This window comes from Photorhabdus luminescens subsp. luminescens, assembly GCF_001083805.1.
GTDB classification, from domain to species: domain Bacteria; phylum Pseudomonadota; class Gammaproteobacteria; order Enterobacterales; family Enterobacteriaceae; genus Photorhabdus; species Photorhabdus luminescens.
On record NZ_JXSK01000009.1, the window covers coordinates 98,179 to 120,596 of the forward strand.

Below are 22,418 nucleotides of genomic sequence, written 5' to 3' on the forward strand. Positions count from 1 at the left end.
AACTATAGGATTTCATGGAGTTCTGGGAGCCAATAACCTAGTGCGGTAGCTTTGTTATTACTTTATTTATTATTTCAGCAATATATCTTACACAATCTATTTAAAAAACCTATTAAAGTTTCACCTGCCAAATAAAACTTACGAAAATAAATAGCATCCTATTAAAAACCAAATGTAACTTATTTTCATAAATTTTATTTTTAAGTCATTATCTTAAAAGGCAAAATATGTCCTCACTCAACCTTCTCACCGAGAAATTTGATAATAAAACCGCCACCATTGCCATTGTTGGCCTGGGTTATGTTGGCTTACCGTTAATGCTCCGATATAACGATATTGGTTTTAAAGTCATTGGTTTCGATATTGATCAAGAAAAAACAGATAAATTAAATCAGGGCCAAAGTTACATTGAACATATTCCCGCGGCCAAAATCAGTCACGCGATCAAGACCGGCTTCGAAGCCACGACCGATTTCACCCACATCGCGCAATGCGACGCCATTATTCTTTGCGTCCCCACGCCGTTAAATAAATACCGTGAACCCGACATCAGTTTCGTGATTAACACCACGGACAGGGTAAAACCGTATCTCAGAGCCGGGCAAGTCCTCTCCTTAGAAAGCACCACCTATCCGGGCACCACCGAAGAAGAGTTACTTCCCCGGGTTGAAGAAAGCGGGTTAACCGTCGGCGAAGATATCTTCCTGGTCTATTCACCCGAACGAGAAGACCCGGGTAACCCTGATTTCGAAACCCGCACCATTCCTAAAGTCATCGGCGGCCACACGGAAAACTGCTTAAAAGCCGGTATCGCCGTTTACCAATACGCGATTGACCAGGTGGTTCCCGTCAGTTCAACCAAAGCCGCCGAGATGACAAAACTCCTGGAGAATATCCATCGGGCGGTCAATATCGGCTTAGTCAACGAAATGAAACTCGTTGCCGATAAAATGGGGATTGATATCCACGAAGTGATCCGGGCCGCGGCCACCAAACCCTTCGGCTTTGTTCCCTATTATCCCGGCCCCGGATTAGGCGGTCACTGTATTCCAATTGATCCCTTCTATTTAACCTGGAAAGCCCGGGAATACGGTATCAATACCCGCTTTATTGAACTCTCCGGCGAAGTCAATTCTTCCATGCCCGATTATGTGGTCACCAAAACTGTATTAGCCCTCAACAAAGCGAATAAATCCATTAATGGCAGCCGCATCTTAATCCTCGGTATCGCCTATAAAAAGAACGTGGATGATATGCGAGAAAGCCCCTCAGTACATATTATGGAAAAATTAAGAGAATTAGGGGCCGATATTGAATATGCCGATCCGCATGTCCCCGTCTTTCCTAAAATGCGGGAACATCATTTTAATTTAATCAGCCAGCCTGTCACGGAAAATAGTCTCAAAGACTTCGACTGCGTTATTTTAGCCACCGACCACGATAAATTTGATTATGAATTAATTATCAACCACGCCACATTAATTGTCGATACCCGGGGTAAATATTCACCCAATCACACAAATATTATCAAAGCTTAACTTTAGGATAAGATATGCTGAGTATGATCAAAGACAGAAAGATAAGATTTGCTTTAGTCGGTTGTGGGCGGATCGCTAAAAATCATTTCAATTCGCTGGAAATACATCAAGAAACGGCCGAATTAGTCGCCGTCTGTGATAACGATCAAGACGCATTAAACGCGGCGGTAGAAAAAACCGGCGTCCCGGGTTTTAGCGACTTAAATACCATGCTGGATAACATCACCGCCGATATCATTATCCTGACCACCCCCTCCGGCCTGCATCCCGCACAGGCGATGGCCTGCTTTGATAAAGGCTTTCATGTCGTCACCGAAAAGCCGATGGCAACCCGGCTGGCTGATGGGGAAAACATGGTTAAAGCCGCCGATAAAGCCGGCAAACACCTCTTTGTCGTCAAACAAAACCGCTTAAATGCCACCCTGCAATTACTGAAACGCGCGGTCAGCGAAAAACGGTTTGGCAAAATCCATCTGGTCCACCTCAATGTTTTCTGGACCCGTCCCCAAGCCTATTATGACCAGGCCGCCTGGCGGGGTACCTGGGAATTTGATGGCGGCGCCTTCATGAATCAGGCAAGCCACTATGTGGATTTAATTGAATGGTTAATCGGCCCGGTCAAAGATGTTCAGGCCATGACGTCCACCCACTTAGATATCGAAACGGAAGATACCGGGGTGCTCAATATCCGCTGGCGGGATGGCACATTAGGGTCGATGGCCGTCACCATGTGCACTTATCCGCAAAATCTCGAAGGGTCAATCACCATTTTAGGGGAAAAAGGCACGGTCAGAGTGGGGGGTTTAGCCGTCAATGAAATCCAGGCATGGCATTTCGCTGATGAAAAAGAGTATGACCAGCAAGTCAAAGCCGCCAATTACGAAACCACGTCGGTGTACGGATTTGGTCATCCGCTTTATTATAAAAATGTCATTGAGGTGATGAAAGGCGAAGCCAAACCGATAACCGATGGCCGGGAAGGCTTAAAATCCTTAGAGCTGCTTATCGCCGCCTATCTGTCAGCCAGAGACAATAAAACTATTTCTTTGCCTTTAACCTATTAAATCAACGGAACCGGTCTCATGTCAGCAGAACACGTAATGATACACCCCAGCGCCATCGTGGATGATGGGGCCCAAATCGGCAAAAACAGCCGTATCTGGCATTTCACCCACGTCTGCTCTGGCGCGCAAATTGGCGAAGGCTGTTCTTTAGGCCAAAATGTCTTTATCGGCAACCAAGTCACCATCGGCAATCACTGCAAAATACAAAATAATGTCTCGGTTTATGACAACGTTCATCTGGAAGACGGGGTATTTTGCGGCCCTAGCATGGTGTTTACTAACGTTTATAATCCCCGCTCACTGATTGAAAGAAAAAGTGAATATCAAAACACGCGGGTAAAAAAAGGCGCCACCTTAGGCGCCAACTGTACCATTGTTTGTGGCGTCGCCATTGGCGCTTATGCCTTTATTGGCGCCGGCGCGGTGGTGAATAAAGACGTCCCCGATTATGCCCTGATGGTGGGCGTGCCGGCTAAACAGATTGGCTGGATGAGTGAATTTGGTGAACAATTAGATTTACCGCTACACGGACACGCCACCGCCACCTGTCCTCATACTCACCATATTTATCAGCTAGAAAATAATCGTGTCGTGCGAATAAAATAATTAAAGGATAAAGGCATGCAATTTACTGATTTGGCAGCACAACAACTGAGAATTAAAGATAAAATTGACGCGAATATCCAGAAAGTCCTCACACACGGAAAATATATCTTAGGGCCCGAAGTAGCCGAATTAGAAGAAAGGCTGATTGAATACACCGGGGCGCCATATTGCATTACCTGCGCCAATGGCACCGACGCCCTGCAAATTGCCTTAATGGCGATTGGCATTAAACCCGGCGACGAAGTGATTACCCCCGGCTTTACCTACATTGCCACCGCTGAAACCGTTGCGCTACTGGGCGGGGTGCCGGTTTATGTTGACGTCAAGCCCACGACCTACAATTTAGATCCCGCGCAGCTCGAAGCGGCGATTACCCCGAAAACCAAAGCCATCATGCCGGTTTCCTTATTCGGCCAATGTGCCGATTTTGATGAAATTAATGCCATCGCAGAAAAATATAACCTGACCGTCATCGAAGACGCGGCCCAAAGTTTTGGCGCGACTTATAAAGGCAAACGCTCCTGTAACCTCACCACCATTGCCTGTACCAGTTTCTTCCCCAGTAAACCGTTGGGGTGTTACGGGGATGGCGGCGCTATTTTCACCCAGGATGAAAAGCTGGCGAAAATTATTCGTCAGATTGCCCGTCATGGGCAAGACCGCCGATATCATCATGTCAGAGTCGGGGTGAACAGCCGTTTAGATACTCTGCAAGCGGCTATTCTGCTGCCCAAACTGGAGATATTTGAGGAAGAAATGGCACTACGTCAGACGGTGGCGGAAAACTATCATCAGGCATTGAATAACATCGGCATCCTGACCACGCCATATATAGAGCCACACAATCTCTCCGCCTATGCCCAATATACTCTCCGGGTTAAAAACCGCGATGCATTACAACACAAATTAAAAGAACAAGGCATTCCCACCGCTGTACATTACCCTATTCCCCTCAATAAACAACCGGCGGTGGCCAGCCATAGTGTTCTGCCTATAGGGGACGAAATCGCACAAGAAGTGATTAGCTTGCCGATGCATCCTTATTTATCCATAGATTTAATTAATAAAATTGCCCGTTCAATTTAAAATCTATGAATTATAAATTATTGAGGAATATATCTGGCTTATTACTCTCATCATTAATTAGCCAGATATTATTATTACTATCAACCCCTGTATTAACCAGATTATTTTCACCGGAAGAATTAGGTATTTATGCGTCATTTTCATCGCTTTTAAGTGTTTTTGCCGTCGGCGCTTGTCTCCGTTATGAATTTTCAATAAGTTCATCAGGAAAAACGCGTGAAATTAATTCATTAGTCACCTTATCTTGCATTATTCCAATAACCATTAGCCTAATAGTTATCATTGTTTTTGCAATATCTGATATTTCAGAGAAAATAATTATAGGAAATTATCTATACTATATCCCGCTAGGTATTATCACCTACGGGTTTTACCGGGCAGTGAGTTTCAATAGTATAAGAGAAAAACAATACCATGCGCTCTCTATTACTAAAATAACGCAAACCGTTGCCATGATTGGCACTCAAATCATTGGCGGCATTGCCCATTTAGGCGCAAGCAGCCTCATCTTAGGGCAAATATTAGGTCAATCATTAGGCGTCCTATTTTTAAGTAAAAGATCCCAATATCGTTTAATTATAGGCAAACATGAATTTAGAAAAATAAAACTGCTTGCTCATAAATATTATAAATTTCCCGTTTATGATTTTCCTGCGGCTCTCATTAACACGTTAAGTAATGAGCTGCCTCAATTATTTATCATGTCCACCTACGGGCTGAAATCCGCGGGGTTTTACTTAATTGCCGCCAGAATATCAGGCGCCCCCATTACACTATTAAGCCAAACCGTTTCGTCTATATTACAAGGATATTTAAAAGACACATTTATATCCCCTTTCTTCAAGATAAAAAAAACATTTTATTGCCTAACGGGCATTGCCATTCTATTTGCTATCGTGACATATTTCGCGGGCATACCCATCATAACCTTTATTTTTGGTGAAGGATGGCATGAATCAGGTAAATATCTATTATGTTTAATACCACACTTATGCGGACAAATAATATACTCATCGTTATCGATATATTTATCGATTTATGAGCATCAGAAAAGCAATTTATTTATTCAGATAACATCAATTATATTAAGATTAATAGCTCTATTTGCTGGATATCTATTAGGCGATATTTATCTGACCCTTTTATTATTTTCACTCATCAGTTTTGTTCTTTATATGACAAGTACAGCCTATATTTTAAAATTATCTTTCATGCGCAAAGAAGGTTAAAATGAAGAAAAGCAAAAATATAATAAAAATAATCCCCTATCTCATTATCGTGATGATTGTCAGCTATACATTTAATAAATATGCTTATGAGCTGGATGAATTCAACGGTAATGTGAGAAACCTGGTCATGAAAGGGAAATTCACACAGCGCGAATTTAATAGCAATGGTTTTCCTTTATCACACTCACCTCATATTTCAAAGCCATTCTTATCCCCATTTTATGTTGTTCACTATGGCCTGATATACTCTTCTTTAGGCTTAAATAAAGATAACGTCAATATATTATGGCGAACTGACTCCTCCTTACCCGGCTGGAATGTCCCGCCACCGACATTCAATCAAAACGAATTAATGGCTAATTTTAAATTTTCAGCCGACTGGTTATTAAATAACATAAAACTATTTCATGGTGAAAATCATTACTTATATGATTTTGATTGGTCATATAAAGGCTATAAAAATAATAAACTCTCTGCCCCCTGGTGGTCTGGACTAACAGATGCCTATGCCATTATTCTGCTATTAAGAGCTTATGACTATTTTGATGATGATAAATATCTGCTAACGTCGAAATTACTCTATCAATCATCACTAGCGCCTATCCAGAAAGGCGGCAGTTTAACAACCTTAGATAATATGCCCTGGATTGAAGAATATGTTGATCCCCAAGCCAATTCAGACCAATTGGCTTTTGTATTAAACGGCATGATCTACTCGACTTATGGCATTGAATCCTTTGAGAATTATCTAAATATACGTGAAGATGCCCGAATAGCCGATAAATTATATCAATCAATCAGTCATAATATATTTAAGTTCGACATAAAAAATGAATGGTCCAGTTATGATTTAATTGGCAATCCAAGTAATATTAAATATCATAAAATACATACCCTTCTTTTAAAAGATCTAATAGAGAGAAATCAAAATTTCAAAAACAAAGAAATAATAGACTTATATAATAATTGGAATAAATCCGCAGATAATAGCGGGTATTATTACATAAAACATGGCCCTATTAGTTGGGCATACTATCAATTTATCACGATGTATTTCCTGTCTGTCTTAGTATTATCACTCATTTACTTCTTTATCAGAAAAAATGCAAAATAATATTAAAATAATCCTGAAAATATTTATCTATCAGGTTATTATCTACCTGAATTCTGTGCTTATATTAGACACATTCCATGAGGTAAGAGGCTATAATATTACCCCACAAGGTTATTTAAGTATTTTTTTCTGCTGGATATCATTTTTACCGCTCATTTTACTCAACAACCAAAAAAATCCGGTGATGGTTTTCTTATGGTTAATCTATATCACTTACATTATACCAGTATCCATTATATTCCCACTGATTAATTCAGCTTCTGTCTATTCAATCATTTTCGTCTGCACAATAAATATATTATTTTTCTCATCGATATTATTCTTTCGGATAATAGATAGAATAACGATACCGAAAATAAAAATCCCGTGGGACTTATATAAAATACTGATAATAGGCTGTGGTATTATTGTACTCTTATTTGTCATGAGTAACCCTGGGTTAAGTTTAATACCCCCTAATATATTTAAAGTTTACTCCATCAGACAACACTTTAAAGACAACACACCGCTCCTCACGATGTACATCATCACCAATGGGGGATATGTTATTTCACCATTGCTACTATTAGCTTCACTCTATATAAGAGGTCCGATTAAATATCTCCTCATTACAATAAGCATTTTGATTTCCTATTTAATCTACAGCTCTTCAGGATTAAAAAGCATAGCATTCATGAATCTTGCGGTTATCATTCTCTACTTCTATATAAAAGGAACAAAATCGATAAGTCATTCGGTGATAAATATCATTCTCTATTTATTCCTTACCGCCGGGGTATTATATTTTATTTTCGATTTTTATGATCCACTTATCCATTGGCTACGTAGAGTATTCTTCACACCGACATTAAATACCTATTACTTTTATGATTATATCTACAACAACAACAGTGAATTTACGACAGAAGCGCCTCAAATAGTTTCTCAAATCTATTATGGCACCTCAGGTTCAGCTAATACCGGCTTTATTGGCGACGGTATCGCCAGATACGGCACACTGGGTTTAATCATAAACTTTTTTATATTTAATATATTGCTCTTTGCCATGAACCTGAGTTCAAAAAAAGTTCCATTTGAATTTTCAACAACACTCTATTTACCCTTCGTATACACAATATCAAACTCAGCGATTACAGCACTGCTACTGACCTATGGGCTGCTGGCATTAAGCATATTATTATTTTTATTCCCAACGAAAACTAACAAAATACCCTTATGAAAATCACACACATGACCTCGGTACATCCACGTTTCGACACCCGTATTTTCCTAAAAGAATGTTCTGCCTTACAAAAAGAACATGAGGTCTCCCTTATTGTCGCAGATGGTAAAGGTAATGAAATCAAGAATAACATTGCTATCATTGATGTCGGTATATTACCTGGTCGATTAAATAGAATCTTTAAAACAACCCATAAAGTTTATAAAAAAGCATTAGAATTAGACTCTGACTTATATCATTTCCATGATCCAGAGCTCATCCCTATCGGACTAAAACTGAAAAAGAAAGGTAAAATAGTTATTTTTGATTCCCATGAGGATGTCCCTAAACAAATTTTTGGCAAGCCCTATTTAAATAAATTGACTAAGATGATTATCTCTAAATTATTCGCTCTCTACGAGAAATATTCGACGCCTAAATTTGACGGCATTATTACCGCCACACCGTCAATAAGAGATAAATTCTTAAAACTCAATAACAACACCCTAGACATTAATAACTACCCCATATTAGGCGAGTTGCATAATAAACATGCCAACTGGCACGAAAAAGAAAAACAAGTCTGCTATGTCGGCGGCATCTCCGACATTAGAGGTATAGCCGAGATGGTTGAATCCCTCTCTCACCTCACGACGAATACAACAATGAAACTCGCGGGCAATTTTTCGGATAACGCTCTAGAGAATAAAATAAAAAGCATGAAAAATTGGCACAAAATAGATGCATTGGGATTTTTAAATCGCATAGAAACCAAAGAACTCTTATCTAAATCTATTGCGGGTATCGTTCTCTATCATCCACTCCCCAATCATATTGATGCCCAACCCAATAAAATATTCGAATATATGAGTGCGGGTATCCCTGTTATCGCTTCAAATTTCCCATTATGGAAAGAGATTGTTGTAAAAAACCACTGTGGCATTTGTATCGATCCATTAAACCCTAAGGAAATAGCAAATGCGATAGACTACCTATCAAATAATCCTGATATAGCAGAAGAAATGGGTAGTAATGGGCTTATAGCAGTCAATGAAAAATACAATTGGGATATTGAACAAAATAAACTTAACAACTTTTACCAACACATTGGACGTTAATCGATATGAAAAAAATTATTACCGTATTAGGCGCCAGACCACAATTCATTAAAGCCAGCCCAGTGTCTCGCGCTTTAAAAAATCATAATAAATTTAAAGAGATTATCATTCATACCGGACAACATTTTGACACTAATATGTCTGATATATTTTTTAATGAATTAGCCATTCCTAAACCGAATTACACACTCAATATTCATGGCGGCTCGCACGGTGAAATGACCGGCAAGATGCTAATCGAAGTTGAAAAAGTCCTTATCACAGAAAAACCGGATGCCGTTATGGTATATGGTGATACAAACTCAACTTTAGCGGGCGCATTAGCCGCATCTAAATTACATATTCCCATTATCCATGTTGAAGCTGGTCTACGCAGTTTTAATATGCAGATGCCCGAAGAGATCAATAGAATATTAACCGATAATGTCAGCTCAATTCTCTTCTGCCCAACAGATACCGCCGTCAATAATCTACAAGAAGAAGGCTTCAATTCAAAACCCGTTCATATCAGAAAAGTCGGCGATGTAATGGAAGATGCGGCTTTATATTTCAGTCAAACAGCCAAAAAACCTGATGGGCTGGATTCGATACAAAACTTCATATTAACCACACTCCACCGTGCTGAAAATACCGATAATCAGGCACGTTTGACTGAAATAGTAAACGCATTGAATGATATACACAGAAGAATCGCTACTGTTGTAATACCAATTCATCCAAGAACTAAAAAAATGTTAGCACAATACGGCTTGCATTTAGATGTCCATTTAATTGAGCCAGTGGGATATTTAGAGATGATCTGGTTACTCAAAAACACCGCCCTGATTATTACCGATAGCGGCGGGCTTCAAAAAGAGGCTTTCTTCTTCCGCAAACCTTGTGTAACCGTGAGGGATCAAACTGAATGGATAGAATTAATTACCGCAGGGGTCAACAAACTCTCAGAGGCTGACAGTCACAAAATAACCCAATCCGTTCATGACATGATGGGTATTGATATGAGCTCGGTTCAATCCATGTATGGCGGCGGTATCGCCGCGACACGCATTGCTGACGAATTAGAAAAATTACTATGAACATTGTCTATATAAACCATTATGCCGGTTCGCCGGACCTGGGTATGGAATTTCGTCCATATCATTTAGGGCAAGAATGGGTTAAATCGGGACATAATATTACCCTACTCGCCGCCTCTTATTCTCATGTGCGGACCAAACAACCTAAACTGATAGACAATAAAAAAACCACCGAAAATATTAACGGATTAGAATATGTCTGGTATCCCACCCCGAGCTATAGCGGAAATGGATTATCCAGAGTCAAAAATATTTTCTCTTTTTTGCGACAAATTTGGATTGATAGTCATAACTTAGTCAAAAAATATCGACCTAATGTTGTCATTGCTTCAAGTACATATCCAATGGATATATGGATTGCCAAGCGTCTTGCTAAGAAAGCTAATGCAAAACTGGTCTTTGAAATTCATGATTTATGGCCTCTTTCACCCATAGAATTAGGTGGAATGTCACCTAAACATCCATTTATTCAATTATGTCAATTCGCTGAAAACTCGGCTTATAAATATGCTGATGTGGTTATCTCCATGCTGCCAAATGTACAGGAACACACGAAAGCACATGGATTAGACCTCAGCAAATTACATATTATTCCTAATGGCGTGGTTGTAGAGGATTGGGCAAGTGAATTTACTCCATTAGACAATTCACTAGAAGAACTTATTATAACTGAAAAAAATAAAGGCCATAAAATTGTATGCTATAGCGGAGCCCACGGACGCCCAAATGCGCTGGGAAAACTACTCAAAACGGCTTCACTGCTTCATGACAAACCGATAACTTTCTTATTAGTCGGAACAGGATTTGAAAAGGATAACTTAATAAAAGAATCTCAATCACTAGGAACAAATAACATTATATTCTTTGATCCAATCCCCAAAACTCAAATACCCACACTACTCAATAAAATTGACATTGCTTATATAGGACTACAAAAGCAATCATTATTCAGATTTGGCATCAGCCCGAATAAACTTATTGACTATATGATGGCAGGCAAACCCATTTTATGTGCAATTGATGCCGGTAACGATCCCGTTTCTGACGTGAATTGCGGTATCAGCGTTAAATCAGGCAAGCCAGAAGACATTGCTCAGGCCTTATTAAAACTCAGTAAGCTATCAACTGACAAATTAAACCAAATGGGGCAAAAAGGCAAAATTTACGCTTTAGAAAATCACACCTATTCCATACTGGCAGATAACTTCCTAAAGGCCATAATCAATCATGAATAATAAATTCCTCCTTTTTGCATTACCTGAAATTGGGCAATCTGAAATTGATGAAGTCATTGACTCACTTAAAACAGGATAGATAACCACCGGACCTAAAACCGGAGGATTTGAACAAAATATAGGAATTACATTTAAATAGCTATCATTACTATCCAAATAGAGTGATTATTCAACCATGATAAACATATCAGTTATTTGCCCTATATTAAATGAAGAAAAATATATAAAGGGGTGTATTGAATCACTTCTAAAACAAGATTACCCTATCGGGCAATTAGAAATTATTTTTATAGATGGTTATAGCTCAGATAATACTTTAAAGATAATTCAGAGTTACACTAAAAAGTATGGCTTCATAAAATTACTATACAACCCTGCGAAATATGTCCCTGCTGCTCTGAATATTGGTATAAAAAATTCATCAGGGGAATATATAGCCAGAATCGATGCTCATTCCAGCTATCCCAGTAACTATTTATCCAAACTATATAGTTTATCAAAAAAACTTGATGCTGATAATATAGGTGGAATTTTCAATACAAAACCATGTAATTCTACAACCATTGCCGATAATATTGCATATTCCTTAAGTAGTCGCTTTGGAATGGGTAACGCCTATTTTCGAACTGGCATTAATAATATAAAAAAAGTTGATACGGTACCTTTTGGGTTTTTCAAAAGAACAATATTCGATAAAATAGGGTTATTTGATGAGGATTTAATCAGAAACCAAGATGATGAATTTAACAATAGAATTATAAAGCATGGAGGTAATATATATCTTTCCCCAGATATTATTATTGATTATTACCCCAGAGACTCAATTAAAAAAATCTGTTCTATGTTTTACCAATACGGTTTATTTAAACCACTAGTCAATTTCAAATTGAAAAAAATAACATCATTTCGGCAATTAATACCACCAATTTTTGTCTTAGGGTTAATCCTAGGATTAATCCTCTCATTCATTAGTTCAATATTTTTATATCTATATATAGGTTGTATTTTTATTTATTTCTTCTTAACTTTATTGGTAACAATAAAAGCCCATTTTAAAAATAAAAAAAACTATATTTTCTTACCATTAATATTTCTGTGCATACATTTATCTTATGGATCAGGGTATCTCATTGGAATAATGAAAATTATATTCAATAAGAAATTCCACGTAAAAAACAAAAGATAAGGATTATTACATGAACTCTTTTTTTCTCCCTTTCGCACTCCCAGAAATCGGTCAAGAAGAAATTAATGAAGTTATTGATTCACTTAAAACGGGTTGGATAACCACCGGACCTAAAACCAAAAGATTTGAACAAGATTTTGCCCAATATTTAGATTCTGATGTTGAGGCCATTGCGGTAAATTCAGCAACAGCGGGATTGCATTTAGCGCTGGAAGCCATAGATATTAAGCCGGGTGATGAAGTTATCGTGCCTACCTATACCTTCACCGCAACAGCGGAAGTTGTCCGTTATCTGGGGGCTCATCCCATTTTTGTTGATTCCTTACCTGACAGCCTGAATATTGATCCAACAGCAATAGAAAAAGCCATAACTACCAAAACTAAAGCGATTATGCCGGTACACTTTGCAGGTTTATCCTGTGATATGGATGCCATCATTGCAATCGCTAAAAAATTTAATCTACGAATAGTTGAGGATGCCGCCCACTCATTTCCGACTTTATACAAGGGAAAGAAAATTGGCACGCTAGACACTGATGTCACTGTATTCAGCTTTTACGCGAATAAAACCATGACGACAGCGGAAGGCGGCATGCTAGTCTCCAGAAATCCAAATATCATAAAAAGAGCAAAAACAATGCGTCTCCACGGCATTAGCAAAGACGCCTTTGATAGATATCAATCCAAAATACCTGCCTGGTATTACGAAGTGATTGAGCCAGGCTATAAATATAACATGCCAGATATTTGTGCATCCATCGGCATCCACCAACTACAGAAAATAGATACTTTTCATAAGAAAAGAGAGGAAATGGCTAAACTCTATGATAATGAATTAAAAGATCTGCCCATTACCTTACCCACGAAACCTAAAGAACCTAATAGCCAACACGCGTGGCACTTATATACCATTAGATTAAATGATGAAGTCAACATATCCAGAGATGACTTTATTATAAAAATGGCAGAAAAAAATATCGGCTGCTCTGTCCATTTTATTCCACTGCATAAACAGCCTATATGGAAAAATACCTATTCTCTTAACGAAAACAACTTCCCAGTTGCAGAAGAAAATTTTAAAAGAATTGTATCCATTCCTTTATACACAAAAATGACAAAAGAAGACCAAATCTACGTTATCAAAACAATTAAAGAGATCTTGGCATAAATGATGACATATTATTTAGCGATAAAAAGGCTTTTTGATTTTGTTTCTTCTCTCATTGGACTCATCCTATTACTCCCTATTTTAATCACTATTGCTATCTGGATAAAAATGGATTCGAAAGGACCTATTTTTTTCCGACAAAAACGAGTGGGCCAATATAATCACGATTTTTATATTCACAAATTTAGGAGCATGACCACTGGATCGGAGCAAAAAGGACAACTTACTATTGGTCATGATCTCCGTATTACCAACTCTGGAAAATTTATACGCAAATATAAAATTGATGAATTAGCTCAACTAATTGATGTTGTTCGAGGAAAAATGAGCTTAGTCGGGCCAAGACCTGAAGTGCCACAATTTATGGAAAAATATCCAGATGATGTCAGAAACAAAATATTATCGGTAAAACCCGGCATAACAGATTTGGCTTCCATCGAAATGATCGATGAAAACCAGATATTAAGCCAATATAACGATCCTCATCAAGCCTATATCGACATTATTATGCCGATAAAAGCCAAGTACTATCTGGAATATATTGATAAAAAGTCATTTTTCTATGACCTGAAAATTATTTTTAAAACCATTTACAAAGTAGTTTTTAGGTAATTAACCATGATGAACAAGAAAATGCTTTTCAACCAAGAGAGATTAATCAAGACCATCGTTCTTCTGATTGTAGATATATTTATTATCATTATTTCATACTGGCTAAGCATGTGGCTACGCCTTGATAGAGAAGTACCCATTTTCAGCTTACAACATTGGTTAACGATTATATTCACCATACCTTTCACACTATTCATTTTCTTAAGAATTGGCTTTTATCGATCGATATTAAAATATGTCAACATGAGTATATTGAAATGGGCTATTATTGGTTCATTTCTATCTACTCTACTATTAACCGCCATTTCCTTATATCAACAAGCATTTTTGCCTAGAACCGTACCGATTATCTATTTTTCTTTCTTAGTGATCTCGCTCTGCGGCACAAGATTTGTCTATAGAACGCTACGTAATTTAATAAAATATAAAGGCGCTCCGGTTATCATATATGGAGCAGGAGAATCTGGCCGGCAACTCTTACCCATATTAAGAGAACATAGAGAATTCAACCCAATTGCTTTTGTTGATGATAATAATAAATTACATCATTTATCGATTCATGGGGTTTATGTCTTCCCGCCAGAGAAGATAACGATTTTAGTAGAAAAATATCATATAAAGAAAATATTATTAGCCATACCCAGCGCATCAATATCTAATAGAAAAAAAATACTAGAAAGACTCCAAAAAGAACATTGTGAAATCCTCACCATTCCAAGCTTCAATGATCTGGTTGAAGGCAAAGCGCAAATAAACTCACTGAAACGCGTTTCCATTAATGATCTATTAGGAAGAGAACAAGTTGATCCATTACAAAGCCTACTCAGTAAAAACATCAAAAACAAAAATGTTCTTATTACCGGTGCCGGCGGTTCAATCGGATCAGAGTTATGCCGACAAATCATCACTCAGTCTCCCTCTCAGATAGTCCTATTTGAATTAACCGAATATTGCCTTTATTCAATAGAAAAAGAGTTACAAAAGATAAATTCAGATAGAAATCTGAATATCATGATTACCGCAATTTTAGGCGACATAAAAGATTCAGACAAAATAACCAGAATAATCAATAAATTTAACATTAATACCATATACCACGCGGCGGCATATAAACACGTTCCACTGGTAGAAATGAACACCATAGAGGGCATTAATAACAATATTTTTGGTACCCTCTCACTTGCTAAAGCAGCCATCAATCAAAAAGTTGAAAAATTTGTATTAATCTCTACCGACAAAGCCGTCCGCCCGACAAATACAATGGGCGCGACAAAAAGATTCGCAGAACTAATATTACAAGCCTTTGCTAAAGAGAACAGCCACACAAAATTCTCAATGGTTCGCTTTGGCAACGTTCTTGGCTCATCCGGTTCCGTTGTTCCCCTGTTCGAAAAACAGATAAAAAGTGGTGGACCGATAACCCTCACCCACAAAGACATTACTCGTTATTTTATGACTATTCCAGAGGCCGCCCAATTAGTTATCCAGGCAGGGGCACTGGGCAATAATGGCGATGTTTTTGTTCTGGATATGGGAGAATCAGTAAAAATTTATGATCTCGCCCGCAAAATGATTCATCTCTCCGGACTAACAGTGAAAGATGAAACCAATCCTCATGGCGATATCGGAATCAAAATTACCGGATTAAGACCTGGTGAAAAACTTTATGAAGAGCTCTTAATTGGTGATAATGTTTCTGGCACCAATCACCCAAGAATAATGACAGCCAATGAAGTTTTTCTGACCTGGGATAAATTAAATCCACTATTAAATGATCTAAAAACATCTTGTGAAAACTACGATTTTGAAAATATTAGGAAGATCCTCATCAATGCTCCTATTGATTTTCATCCTAAAGATTATATTTACGATCTTCTAAAATAATATCTATACCCTTCATCTTTCAAGCTGCTGCTTTGTTGGCTGCTTTCACTCACCCCAGTCACATAGTTATCTATGCTCCTGGGGATTCGTTCACTTGCCGCCGCGCTGCAACTCGAAATCTATTGGGTATAAATCTTCTCACTAAATAGACCTAGTATATCCATATATCAACTACCAACAAAACCGTCTATATTGCCAATATTAGTCTTCTGGATAAACAATAATCCCATGAAATTTTTAACACACGAGCAATTAAAAATTATATAATTCAGGAAACTAAAATAAAAAGCCAACAAAAATCTCATTATTAGATATATCATATGCATTATACTTCCTTCATTTATTCCCTCAACAAAGGAAAATGGTTAAACATCTGGAAATTATTGAGCTAATCTCTTAGCATGAGTCTATAAATTTATGAAACAGTACCCAAATGGCTATATTCACCAACCGTAAAATAACAGCCAATGCCTATGGACTCTCCTCTGGTGTCTTCTGGGGTCTAAGTGGCGTACTTTTCGCATTATTACTAAAAAACACCGCACTTTCCTGTTGTTTTTTCATTCCCATCGTACTCGCATTCCTAAATGATACGATTTCGTGCGGATATATGTTTATATATCTTGTAGTTAAAGGAAAATACCGAACGATACGCCTTATCCCCAAGAATAAGAAAAATGGAATAATTATACTGGCGGCTATATTTGGCGGCCCAATTGGCATGTCTTGTTATATTTTAGCTATTCAATACATTGGTATTAGCTACACAGCAACTATTTCAGCAACTTACCCTGCTATTGGGGCGTTAATTTCTTTTTTTCTACTAAAAGATCGTATTCACCTTATCGGTATATTGGGATTAATACTAGCCGTTGTATGTACTATGATACTAGGTTATTCAGCATCAACTCAGACAATATCTGGCTGGATAGGCTTTATTTTTGCTTTTATATGCGCACTCGGCTGGAGCTCCGAAGTTGTTATCAGCTCTTACGGCATGAATAAAGATATACCTGCTGATATCGCTTATTTTATAAGGCAATTATCATCTTCCGTAGGCTATTTAGTTATTATCATATTATTCATTCACTCCTTTCCTGGTATTGTACACACTTTCTCAAATATAGAATTATACTCCTTATTATTCTTCACTTCTCTGGTAGCCACGCTATCGTACCTCTTCTACTACAAAGCAATCTGCATGCTTCAACCCATCCGTGCTATGAGTTTAAACATCACTTATGCTATCTGGGCAGTAATTTTTGCTTGTTTACTGGTAGATGAACCCGTCTCTATCAAGCTATTGCTCCTATGTGTAGGCGTCTCCGCTGGCTCATTCCTGACTGCTGTAAATCCACTTAACATCAAAAAACTGATCTTAACGCTTAAATGAATGCGATTCTATTCGTAGCAAATTTAAGTTCGTTTTAATGCTATCGTTAAAGAAAAACTCTAAAGCTCTACTAGCGATCAATAACATATTGCCAAATATTCTCGAACCTACATCAACCACTTTCCTTCCCTGACTTTCAAACAACAATCACCACTGGGTTTACCTATACCTTCAAAGATTTTGGGTTGAAGGATAGGAATATTGTTATCTCTCCAATCACAATGCTAAATAAACATGATGTCACAATTAATCTTTACTATCCGATGGATATCCACAGAAATATTGCCACATCCCGAGGCGAATGGAATAGAAGGAAATCTGTTGAAAAACAAGGCATCATAGTATGTTTTGGTAAGATCTAACCGCCATTCCATGAGCGGTAATACAGATTTCAGCTAACTGTATTCTACCAATTAGTTAAACAAGTTGGCTGTTAAGCTTGACCCAGATAAATTTACAGTCTAATCTCCCCTCAACTAGTTACAAAATCTTATCCCCCATTACTTTTTGTTAAGACAGACAAAAGTATTGGAAAATCAGTGCAATAGGTAAGATTTCCGAATATTACAGGCACTCTGGGAGCCAATAACCTAGTGCGGTAGCTTTAACGTTATACCTCTATTTACTTCAGTAACTATGCTAATGAAAATCACCTAACAGCCTAATTAGAATTCCAACTATCAAGTAAAACTTATGAAAACAAATAGTATTCTGCTAAATACTGAATGTTATTTATTTTCTTTATTTTCATAGATTCGTTGTTTAAAGATTCGTTATTTAAACAGGAACCTTAAAAAGGCAAAATATGTCCTCACTCAACCTTCTCACCGAGAAATTTGATAATAAAACCGCCACCATTGCCATTGTTGGCCTGGGTTATGTTGGCTTACCGTTAATGCTCCGATATAACGATATTGGTTTTAAAGTCATTGGTTTCGATATTGATCAAGAAAAAACAGATAAATTAAATCAGGGCCAAAGTTACATTGAACATATTCCCGCGGCCAAAATCAGTCACGCGATCAAGACCGGTTTCGAAGCCACGACCGATTTCACCCACATCGCGCAATGCGACGCCATTATTCTTTGCGTCCCCACGCCGTTAAATAAATACCGTGAACCCGACATCAGTTTCGTGATTAACACCACGGACAGGGTAAAACCGTATTTAAGAGCCGGACAGGTTCTCTCGTTAGAAAGCACCACCTATCCGGGCACCACCGAAGAAGAGTTACTTCCCCGGGTTGAAGAAAGCGGGTTAACCGTCGGCGAAGATATCTTCCTGGTCTATTCACCCGAACGAGAAGACCCGGGTAACCCTGATTTCGAAACCCGCACCATTCCTAAAGTCATCGGCGGCCACACGGAAAACTGCTTAAAAGCCGGTATCGCCGTTTACCAATACGCGATTGACCAGGTGGTTCCCGTCAGTTCAACCAAAGCCGCCGAGATGACAAAACTTCTGGAGAATATCCATCGGGCGGTCAATATCGGCTTAGTCAACGAAATGAAACTCGTTGCCGATAAAATGGGGATTGATATCCACGAAGTGATCCGGGCCGCGGCCACCAAACCCTTCGGCTTTGTTCCCTATTATCCCGGCCCCGGATTAGGCGGTCACTGTATTCCAATTGATCCCTTCTATTTAACCTGGAAAGCCCGGGAATACGGTATCAATACCCGCTTTATTGAACTCTCCGGCGAAGTCAATTCTTCCATGCCCGATTATGTGGTCACCAAAACTGTATTAGCCCTCAACAAAGCGAATAAATCCATTAATGGCAGCCGCATCTTAATCCTCGGTATCGCCTATAAAAAGAACGTGGATGATATGCGAGAAAGCCCCTCAGTACATATTATGGAAAAATTAAGAGAATTAGGGGCCGATATTGAATATGCCGATCCGCATGTCCCGACATTCCCGAAAATGCGGGAGCATCATTTTAATTTAATCAGCCAGCCTGTCACGGAAAATAGTCTCAAAGACTTCGACTGCGTTATTTTAGCCACCGACCACGATAAATTTGATTATGAATTAATTATCAACCACGCCACATTAATTGTCGATACCCGGGGTAAATATTCACCCAATCACACAAATATTATCAAAGCTTAACTTTAGGATAAGATATGCTGAGTATGATCAAAGACAGAAAGATAAGATTTGCTTTAGTCGGTTGTGGGCGGATCGCTAAAAATCATTTCAATTCGCTGGAAATACATCAAGAAACGGCCGAATTAGTCGCCGTCTGTGATAACGATCAAGACGCATTAAACGCGGCGGTAGAAAAAACCGGCGTCCCGGGTTTTAGCGACTTAAATACCATGCTGGATACCATCACCGCCGATATCATTATCCTGACCACCCCATCCGGCCTGCATCCCGCACAGGCGATGGCCTGCTTTGATAAAGGCTTTCATGTCGTCACCGAAAAGCCGATGGCCACCCGGCTGGCTGATGGGGAAAACATGGTTAAAGCCGCCGATAAAGCCGGCAAACACCTCTTTGTCGTCAAACAAAACCGCTTAAATGCCACCCTGCAATTACTGAAACGCGCGGTCAGCGAAAAACGGTTTGGCAAAATCCATCTGGTCCACCTCAATGTTTTCTGGACCCGTCCCCAAGCCTATTATGACCAGGCCGCCTGGCGGGGTACCTGGGAATTTGATGGCGGCGCCTTCATGAATCAGGCAAGCCACTATGTGGATTTAATTGAATGGTTAATCGGCCCGGTCAAAGATGTTCAGGCCATGACGTCCACCCACTTAGATATCGAAACGGAAGATACCGGGGTACTCAATATCCGCTGGCGGGATGGCACATTAGGGTCGATGGCCGTCACCATGTGCACTTATCCGCAAAATCTCGAAGGGTCAATCACCATTTTAGGGGAAAAAGGCACGGTCAGAGTGGGGGGTTTAGCCGTCAATGAAATCCAGGCATGGCATTTCGCTGACGAAAAAGAGTATGACCAGCAAGTCAAAGCCGCCAATTACGAAACCACCTCGGTGTACGGCTTTGGTCATCCGCTTTATTATAAAAATGTCATTGAGGTGATGAAAGGCGAAGCCAAACCGATAACCGATGGCCGGGAAGGCTTAAAATCCCTGGAGCTGCTTATCGCCGCTTACCTGTCTGCCAGAGACAATAAAACTATTTCTTTGCCTTTAACCTATTAAACCTATGGAACCGGTCTCATGTCAGCAGAACACGTAATGATACACCCCAGCGCCATCGTGGATGATGGGGCCCAAATCGGCAAAAACAGCCGTATCTGGCATTTCACCCACGTCTGCTCTGGCGCGCAAATTGGCGAAGGCTGTTCTTTAGGCCAAAATGTCTTTATCGGCAACCAAGTCACCATCGGCAATCACTGCAAAATACAAAATAATGTCTCGGTTTATGACAACGTTCATCTGGAAGACGGGGTATTTTGCGGCCCTAGCATGGTGTTTACTAACGTTTATAATCCCCGCTCACTGATTGAAAGAAAAAGTGAATATCAAAACACGCGGGTAAAAAAAGGCGCCACCTTAGGCGCCAACTGTACCATTGTTTGTGGCGTCGCCATTGGCGCTTATGCCTTTATTGGCGCCGGCGCGGTGGTGAATAAAGACGTCCCCGATTATGCCCTGATGGTGGGCGTGCCGGCTAAACAGATTGGCTGGATGAGTGAATTTGGTGAACAATTAGATTTACCGCTACACGGACACGCCACCGCCACCTGTCCTCATACTCACCATATTTATCAGCTAGAAAATAATCGTGTCGTGCGAATAAAATAATTAAAGGATAAAGGCATGCAATTTACTGATTTGGCAGCACAACAACTGAGAATTAAAGATAAAATTGACGCGAATATCCAGAAAGTCCTCACACACGGAAAATATATCTTAGGGCCCGAAGTAGCCGAATTAGAAGAAAGGCTGATTGAATACACCGGGGCGCCATATTGCATTACCTGCGCCAATGGCACCGACGCCCTGCAAATTGCCTTAATGGCGATTGGCATTAAACCCGGCGACGAAGTGATTACCCCGGCTTTACCTACATTGCCACCGCTGAAACCGTTGCGCTACTGGGCGGGGTGCCGGTTTATGTTGACGTCAAGCCCACGACCTACAATTTAGATCCCGCGCAGCTCGAAGCGGCGATTACCCCGAAAACCAAAGCCATCATGCCGGTTTCCTTATTCGGCCAATGTGCCGATTTTGATGAAATTAATGCCATCGCAGAAAAATATAACCTGACCGTCATCGAAGACGCGGCCCAAAGTTTTGGCGCGACTTATAAAGGCAAACGCTCCTGTAACCTCACCACCATTGCCTGTACCAGTTTCTTCCCCAGTAAACCGTTGGGGTGTTACGGGGATGGCGGCGCTATTTTCACCCAGGATGAAAAGCTGGCGAAAATTATTCGTCAGATTGCCCGTCATGGGCAAGACCGCCGATATCATCATGTCAGAGTCGGGGTGAACAGCCGTTTAGATACTCTGCAAGCGGCTATTCTGCTGCCCAAACTGGAGATATTTGAGGAAGAAATGGCACTACGTCAGACGGTGGCGGAAAACTATCATCAGGCATTGAATAACATCGGCATCCTGACCACGCCATATATAGAGCCACACAATCTCTCCGCTTATGCCCAATATACTCTCCGGGTTAAAAACCGCGATGCATTACAACACAAATTAAAAGAACAAGGCATTCCCACCGCTGTACATTACCCTATTCCCCTCAATAAACAACCGGCGGTGGCCAGCCATAGTGTTCTGCCTGTTGGTGACGAAGTTGCACAAGAAGTGATTAGTTTGCCGATGCATCCTTATTTACAAGAAAAAAATATAAAGGTAATAACTTCTCTAATGTTGGATTGGTATAAAGAAATAGGATACATTTGAAATTGAC

The 22,418-nt window shown here is 39.5% G+C and carries 18 protein-coding genes and 1 pseudogene; all 19 read left to right on the top strand.

The window, feature by feature from the left end:
- Positions 1–227: 227 nt before the first annotated feature.
- Positions 228–1,538: a nucleotide sugar dehydrogenase gene (locus TI10_RS18950; protein WP_049584913.1), complete on the top strand. Its 1,311-nt coding sequence runs from the start codon at positions 228–230 to the stop codon at positions 1,536–1,538.
- Positions 1,539–1,552: 14 nt separating this feature from the next.
- Positions 1,553–2,602 (top strand): Gfo/Idh/MocA family protein, encoded by a 1,050-nt coding sequence (locus tag TI10_RS18955; RefSeq protein WP_049584914.1) that lies wholly within the window; start codon positions 1,553–1,555, stop codon positions 2,600–2,602.
- An 18-nt stretch (positions 2,603–2,620) separates the two neighbouring features.
- A complete protein-coding gene (locus TI10_RS18960; RefSeq protein WP_049584915.1) occupies positions 2,621–3,208 on the top strand; it encodes an acyltransferase in 588 nt (195 codons plus the stop codon).
- Between the two features lie 15 nt (positions 3,209–3,223).
- Positions 3,224–4,294, top strand: a complete 1,071-nt coding sequence (locus tag TI10_RS18965) for a DegT/DnrJ/EryC1/StrS family aminotransferase (RefSeq protein WP_049584916.1) — start codon at positions 3,224–3,226, stop codon at positions 4,292–4,294.
- 5 nt (positions 4,295–4,299) lie between these two features.
- Positions 4,300–5,523, top strand: a complete 1,224-nt coding sequence (locus TI10_RS18970; RefSeq protein ID WP_049584917.1) for an oligosaccharide flippase family protein — start codon at positions 4,300–4,302, stop codon at positions 5,521–5,523.
- Between the two features lies 1 nt (position 5,524).
- Complete coding sequence (locus TI10_RS18975; RefSeq protein WP_049584918.1) at positions 5,525–6,637, top strand: D-glucuronyl C5-epimerase family protein; 1,113 nt, start codon at positions 5,525–5,527, stop codon at positions 6,635–6,637.
- 424 nt (positions 6,638–7,061) lie between these two features.
- Positions 7,062–7,856, top strand: coding sequence for a hypothetical protein (locus TI10_RS26210; RefSeq protein ID WP_244161658.1), 795 nt, complete (start codon positions 7,062–7,064; stop codon positions 7,854–7,856).
- Positions 7,857–7,867: 11 nt separating this feature from the next.
- On the top strand, positions 7,868–8,956 hold the full coding sequence (locus TI10_RS18985; protein WP_244161659.1) for a glycosyltransferase: 1,089 nt from the start codon (positions 7,868–7,870) through the stop codon (positions 8,954–8,956).
- A 5-nt stretch (positions 8,957–8,961) separates the two neighbouring features.
- The gene (gene wecB / locus TI10_RS18990) at positions 8,962–10,032 is read left to right on the top strand and encodes a non-hydrolyzing UDP-N-acetylglucosamine 2-epimerase (protein ID WP_049584921.1); all 1,071 of its coding nucleotides are present in this window, start codon (positions 8,962–8,964) and stop codon (positions 10,030–10,032) included.
- A gap of 44 nt (positions 10,033–10,076) precedes the next feature.
- Positions 10,077–11,267: a glycosyltransferase family 4 protein gene (locus TI10_RS18995; RefSeq protein WP_244161660.1), complete on the top strand. Its 1,191-nt coding sequence runs from the start codon at positions 10,077–10,079 to the stop codon at positions 11,265–11,267.
- A 175-nt stretch (positions 11,268–11,442) separates the two neighbouring features.
- Positions 11,443–12,453 carry a glycosyltransferase family 2 protein gene (locus TI10_RS19000; RefSeq protein ID WP_049584923.1) on the top strand — a complete coding sequence of 337 codons (1,011 nt, stop codon included), beginning with the start codon at positions 11,443–11,445 and terminating at the stop codon, positions 12,451–12,453.
- A 10-nt stretch (positions 12,454–12,463) separates the two neighbouring features.
- Positions 12,464–13,621 (top strand): DegT/DnrJ/EryC1/StrS family aminotransferase, encoded by a 1,158-nt coding sequence (locus TI10_RS19005; RefSeq protein WP_049584924.1) that lies wholly within the window; start codon positions 12,464–12,466, stop codon positions 13,619–13,621.
- A complete protein-coding gene (locus TI10_RS19010) occupies positions 13,622–14,233 on the top strand; it encodes a sugar transferase (RefSeq protein WP_049584925.1) in 612 nt (203 codons plus the stop codon). It abuts the gene before it with no gap.
- A gap of 9 nt (positions 14,234–14,242) precedes the next feature.
- Positions 14,243–16,117 (top strand): polysaccharide biosynthesis protein, encoded by a 1,875-nt coding sequence (locus TI10_RS19015; protein ID WP_049585040.1) that lies wholly within the window; start codon positions 14,243–14,245, stop codon positions 16,115–16,117.
- 433 nt (positions 16,118–16,550) lie between these two features.
- The gene (locus TI10_RS19020) at positions 16,551–17,510 is read left to right on the top strand and encodes a DMT family transporter (protein WP_049584926.1); all 960 of its coding nucleotides are present in this window, start codon (positions 16,551–16,553) and stop codon (positions 17,508–17,510) included.
- A gap of 805 nt (positions 17,511–18,315) precedes the next feature.
- A complete protein-coding gene (locus tag TI10_RS19025; RefSeq protein WP_049584927.1) occupies positions 18,316–19,626 on the top strand; it encodes a nucleotide sugar dehydrogenase in 1,311 nt (436 codons plus the stop codon).
- Positions 19,627–19,640: 14 nt separating this feature from the next.
- A complete protein-coding gene (locus tag TI10_RS19030) occupies positions 19,641–20,690 on the top strand; it encodes a Gfo/Idh/MocA family protein (RefSeq protein ID WP_049584928.1) in 1,050 nt (349 codons plus the stop codon).
- 18 nt (positions 20,691–20,708) lie between these two features.
- Complete coding sequence (locus TI10_RS19035; RefSeq protein WP_049584915.1) at positions 20,709–21,296, top strand: acyltransferase; 588 nt, start codon at positions 20,709–20,711, stop codon at positions 21,294–21,296.
- 15 nt (positions 21,297–21,311) lie between these two features.
- Positions 21,312–22,411, top strand: a pseudogene (locus tag TI10_RS19040) (DegT/DnrJ/EryC1/StrS family aminotransferase).
- Positions 22,412–22,418: the final 7 nt, after the last annotated feature.

What these genes read in the sequence shown, in the direction of transcription:
- TI10_RS18985 (WP_244161659.1), top strand. Translation starts at nt 7,868, where the DNA reads ATGACCTCGGTACATCCACGTTTCGACACCCGTATTTTCCTAAAAGAA.
- TI10_RS19020 (WP_049584926.1), top strand. Translation starts at nt 16,551, where the DNA reads ATGGCTATATTCACCAACCGTAAAATAACAGCCAATGCCTATGGACTC.
- TI10_RS18970 (WP_049584917.1), top strand. Translation starts at nt 4,300, where the DNA reads ATGAATTATAAATTATTGAGGAATATATCTGGCTTATTACTCTCATCA.
- TI10_RS18955 (WP_049584914.1), top strand. Translation starts at nt 1,553, where the DNA reads ATGCTGAGTATGATCAAAGACAGAAAGATAAGATTTGCTTTAGTCGGT.
- TI10_RS19035 (WP_049584915.1), top strand. Translation starts at nt 20,709, where the DNA reads ATGTCAGCAGAACACGTAATGATACACCCCAGCGCCATCGTGGATGAT.
- TI10_RS18975 (WP_049584918.1), top strand. Translation starts at nt 5,525, where the DNA reads ATGAAGAAAAGCAAAAATATAATAAAAATAATCCCCTATCTCATTATC.
- TI10_RS18995 (WP_244161660.1), top strand. Translation starts at nt 10,077, where the DNA reads ATGGAATTTCGTCCATATCATTTAGGGCAAGAATGGGTTAAATCGGGA.
- TI10_RS19005 (WP_049584924.1), top strand. Translation starts at nt 12,464, where the DNA reads ATGAACTCTTTTTTTCTCCCTTTCGCACTCCCAGAAATCGGTCAAGAA.
- TI10_RS19010 (WP_049584925.1), top strand. Translation starts at nt 13,622, where the DNA reads ATGATGACATATTATTTAGCGATAAAAAGGCTTTTTGATTTTGTTTCT.
- TI10_RS19025 (WP_049584927.1), top strand. Translation starts at nt 18,316, where the DNA reads ATGTCCTCACTCAACCTTCTCACCGAGAAATTTGATAATAAAACCGCC.
- TI10_RS19015 (WP_049585040.1), top strand. Translation starts at nt 14,243, where the DNA reads ATGAACAAGAAAATGCTTTTCAACCAAGAGAGATTAATCAAGACCATC.
- TI10_RS26210 (WP_244161658.1), top strand. Translation starts at nt 7,062, where the DNA reads ATGAGTAACCCTGGGTTAAGTTTAATACCCCCTAATATATTTAAAGTT.
- TI10_RS18950 (WP_049584913.1), top strand. Translation starts at nt 228, where the DNA reads ATGTCCTCACTCAACCTTCTCACCGAGAAATTTGATAATAAAACCGCC.
- TI10_RS19030 (WP_049584928.1), top strand. Translation starts at nt 19,641, where the DNA reads ATGCTGAGTATGATCAAAGACAGAAAGATAAGATTTGCTTTAGTCGGT.
- TI10_RS18965 (WP_049584916.1), top strand. Translation starts at nt 3,224, where the DNA reads ATGCAATTTACTGATTTGGCAGCACAACAACTGAGAATTAAAGATAAA.
- TI10_RS18960 (WP_049584915.1), top strand. Translation starts at nt 2,621, where the DNA reads ATGTCAGCAGAACACGTAATGATACACCCCAGCGCCATCGTGGATGAT.
- wecB (WP_049584921.1), top strand. Translation starts at nt 8,962, where the DNA reads ATGAAAAAAATTATTACCGTATTAGGCGCCAGACCACAATTCATTAAA.
- TI10_RS19000 (WP_049584923.1), top strand. Translation starts at nt 11,443, where the DNA reads ATGATAAACATATCAGTTATTTGCCCTATATTAAATGAAGAAAAATAT.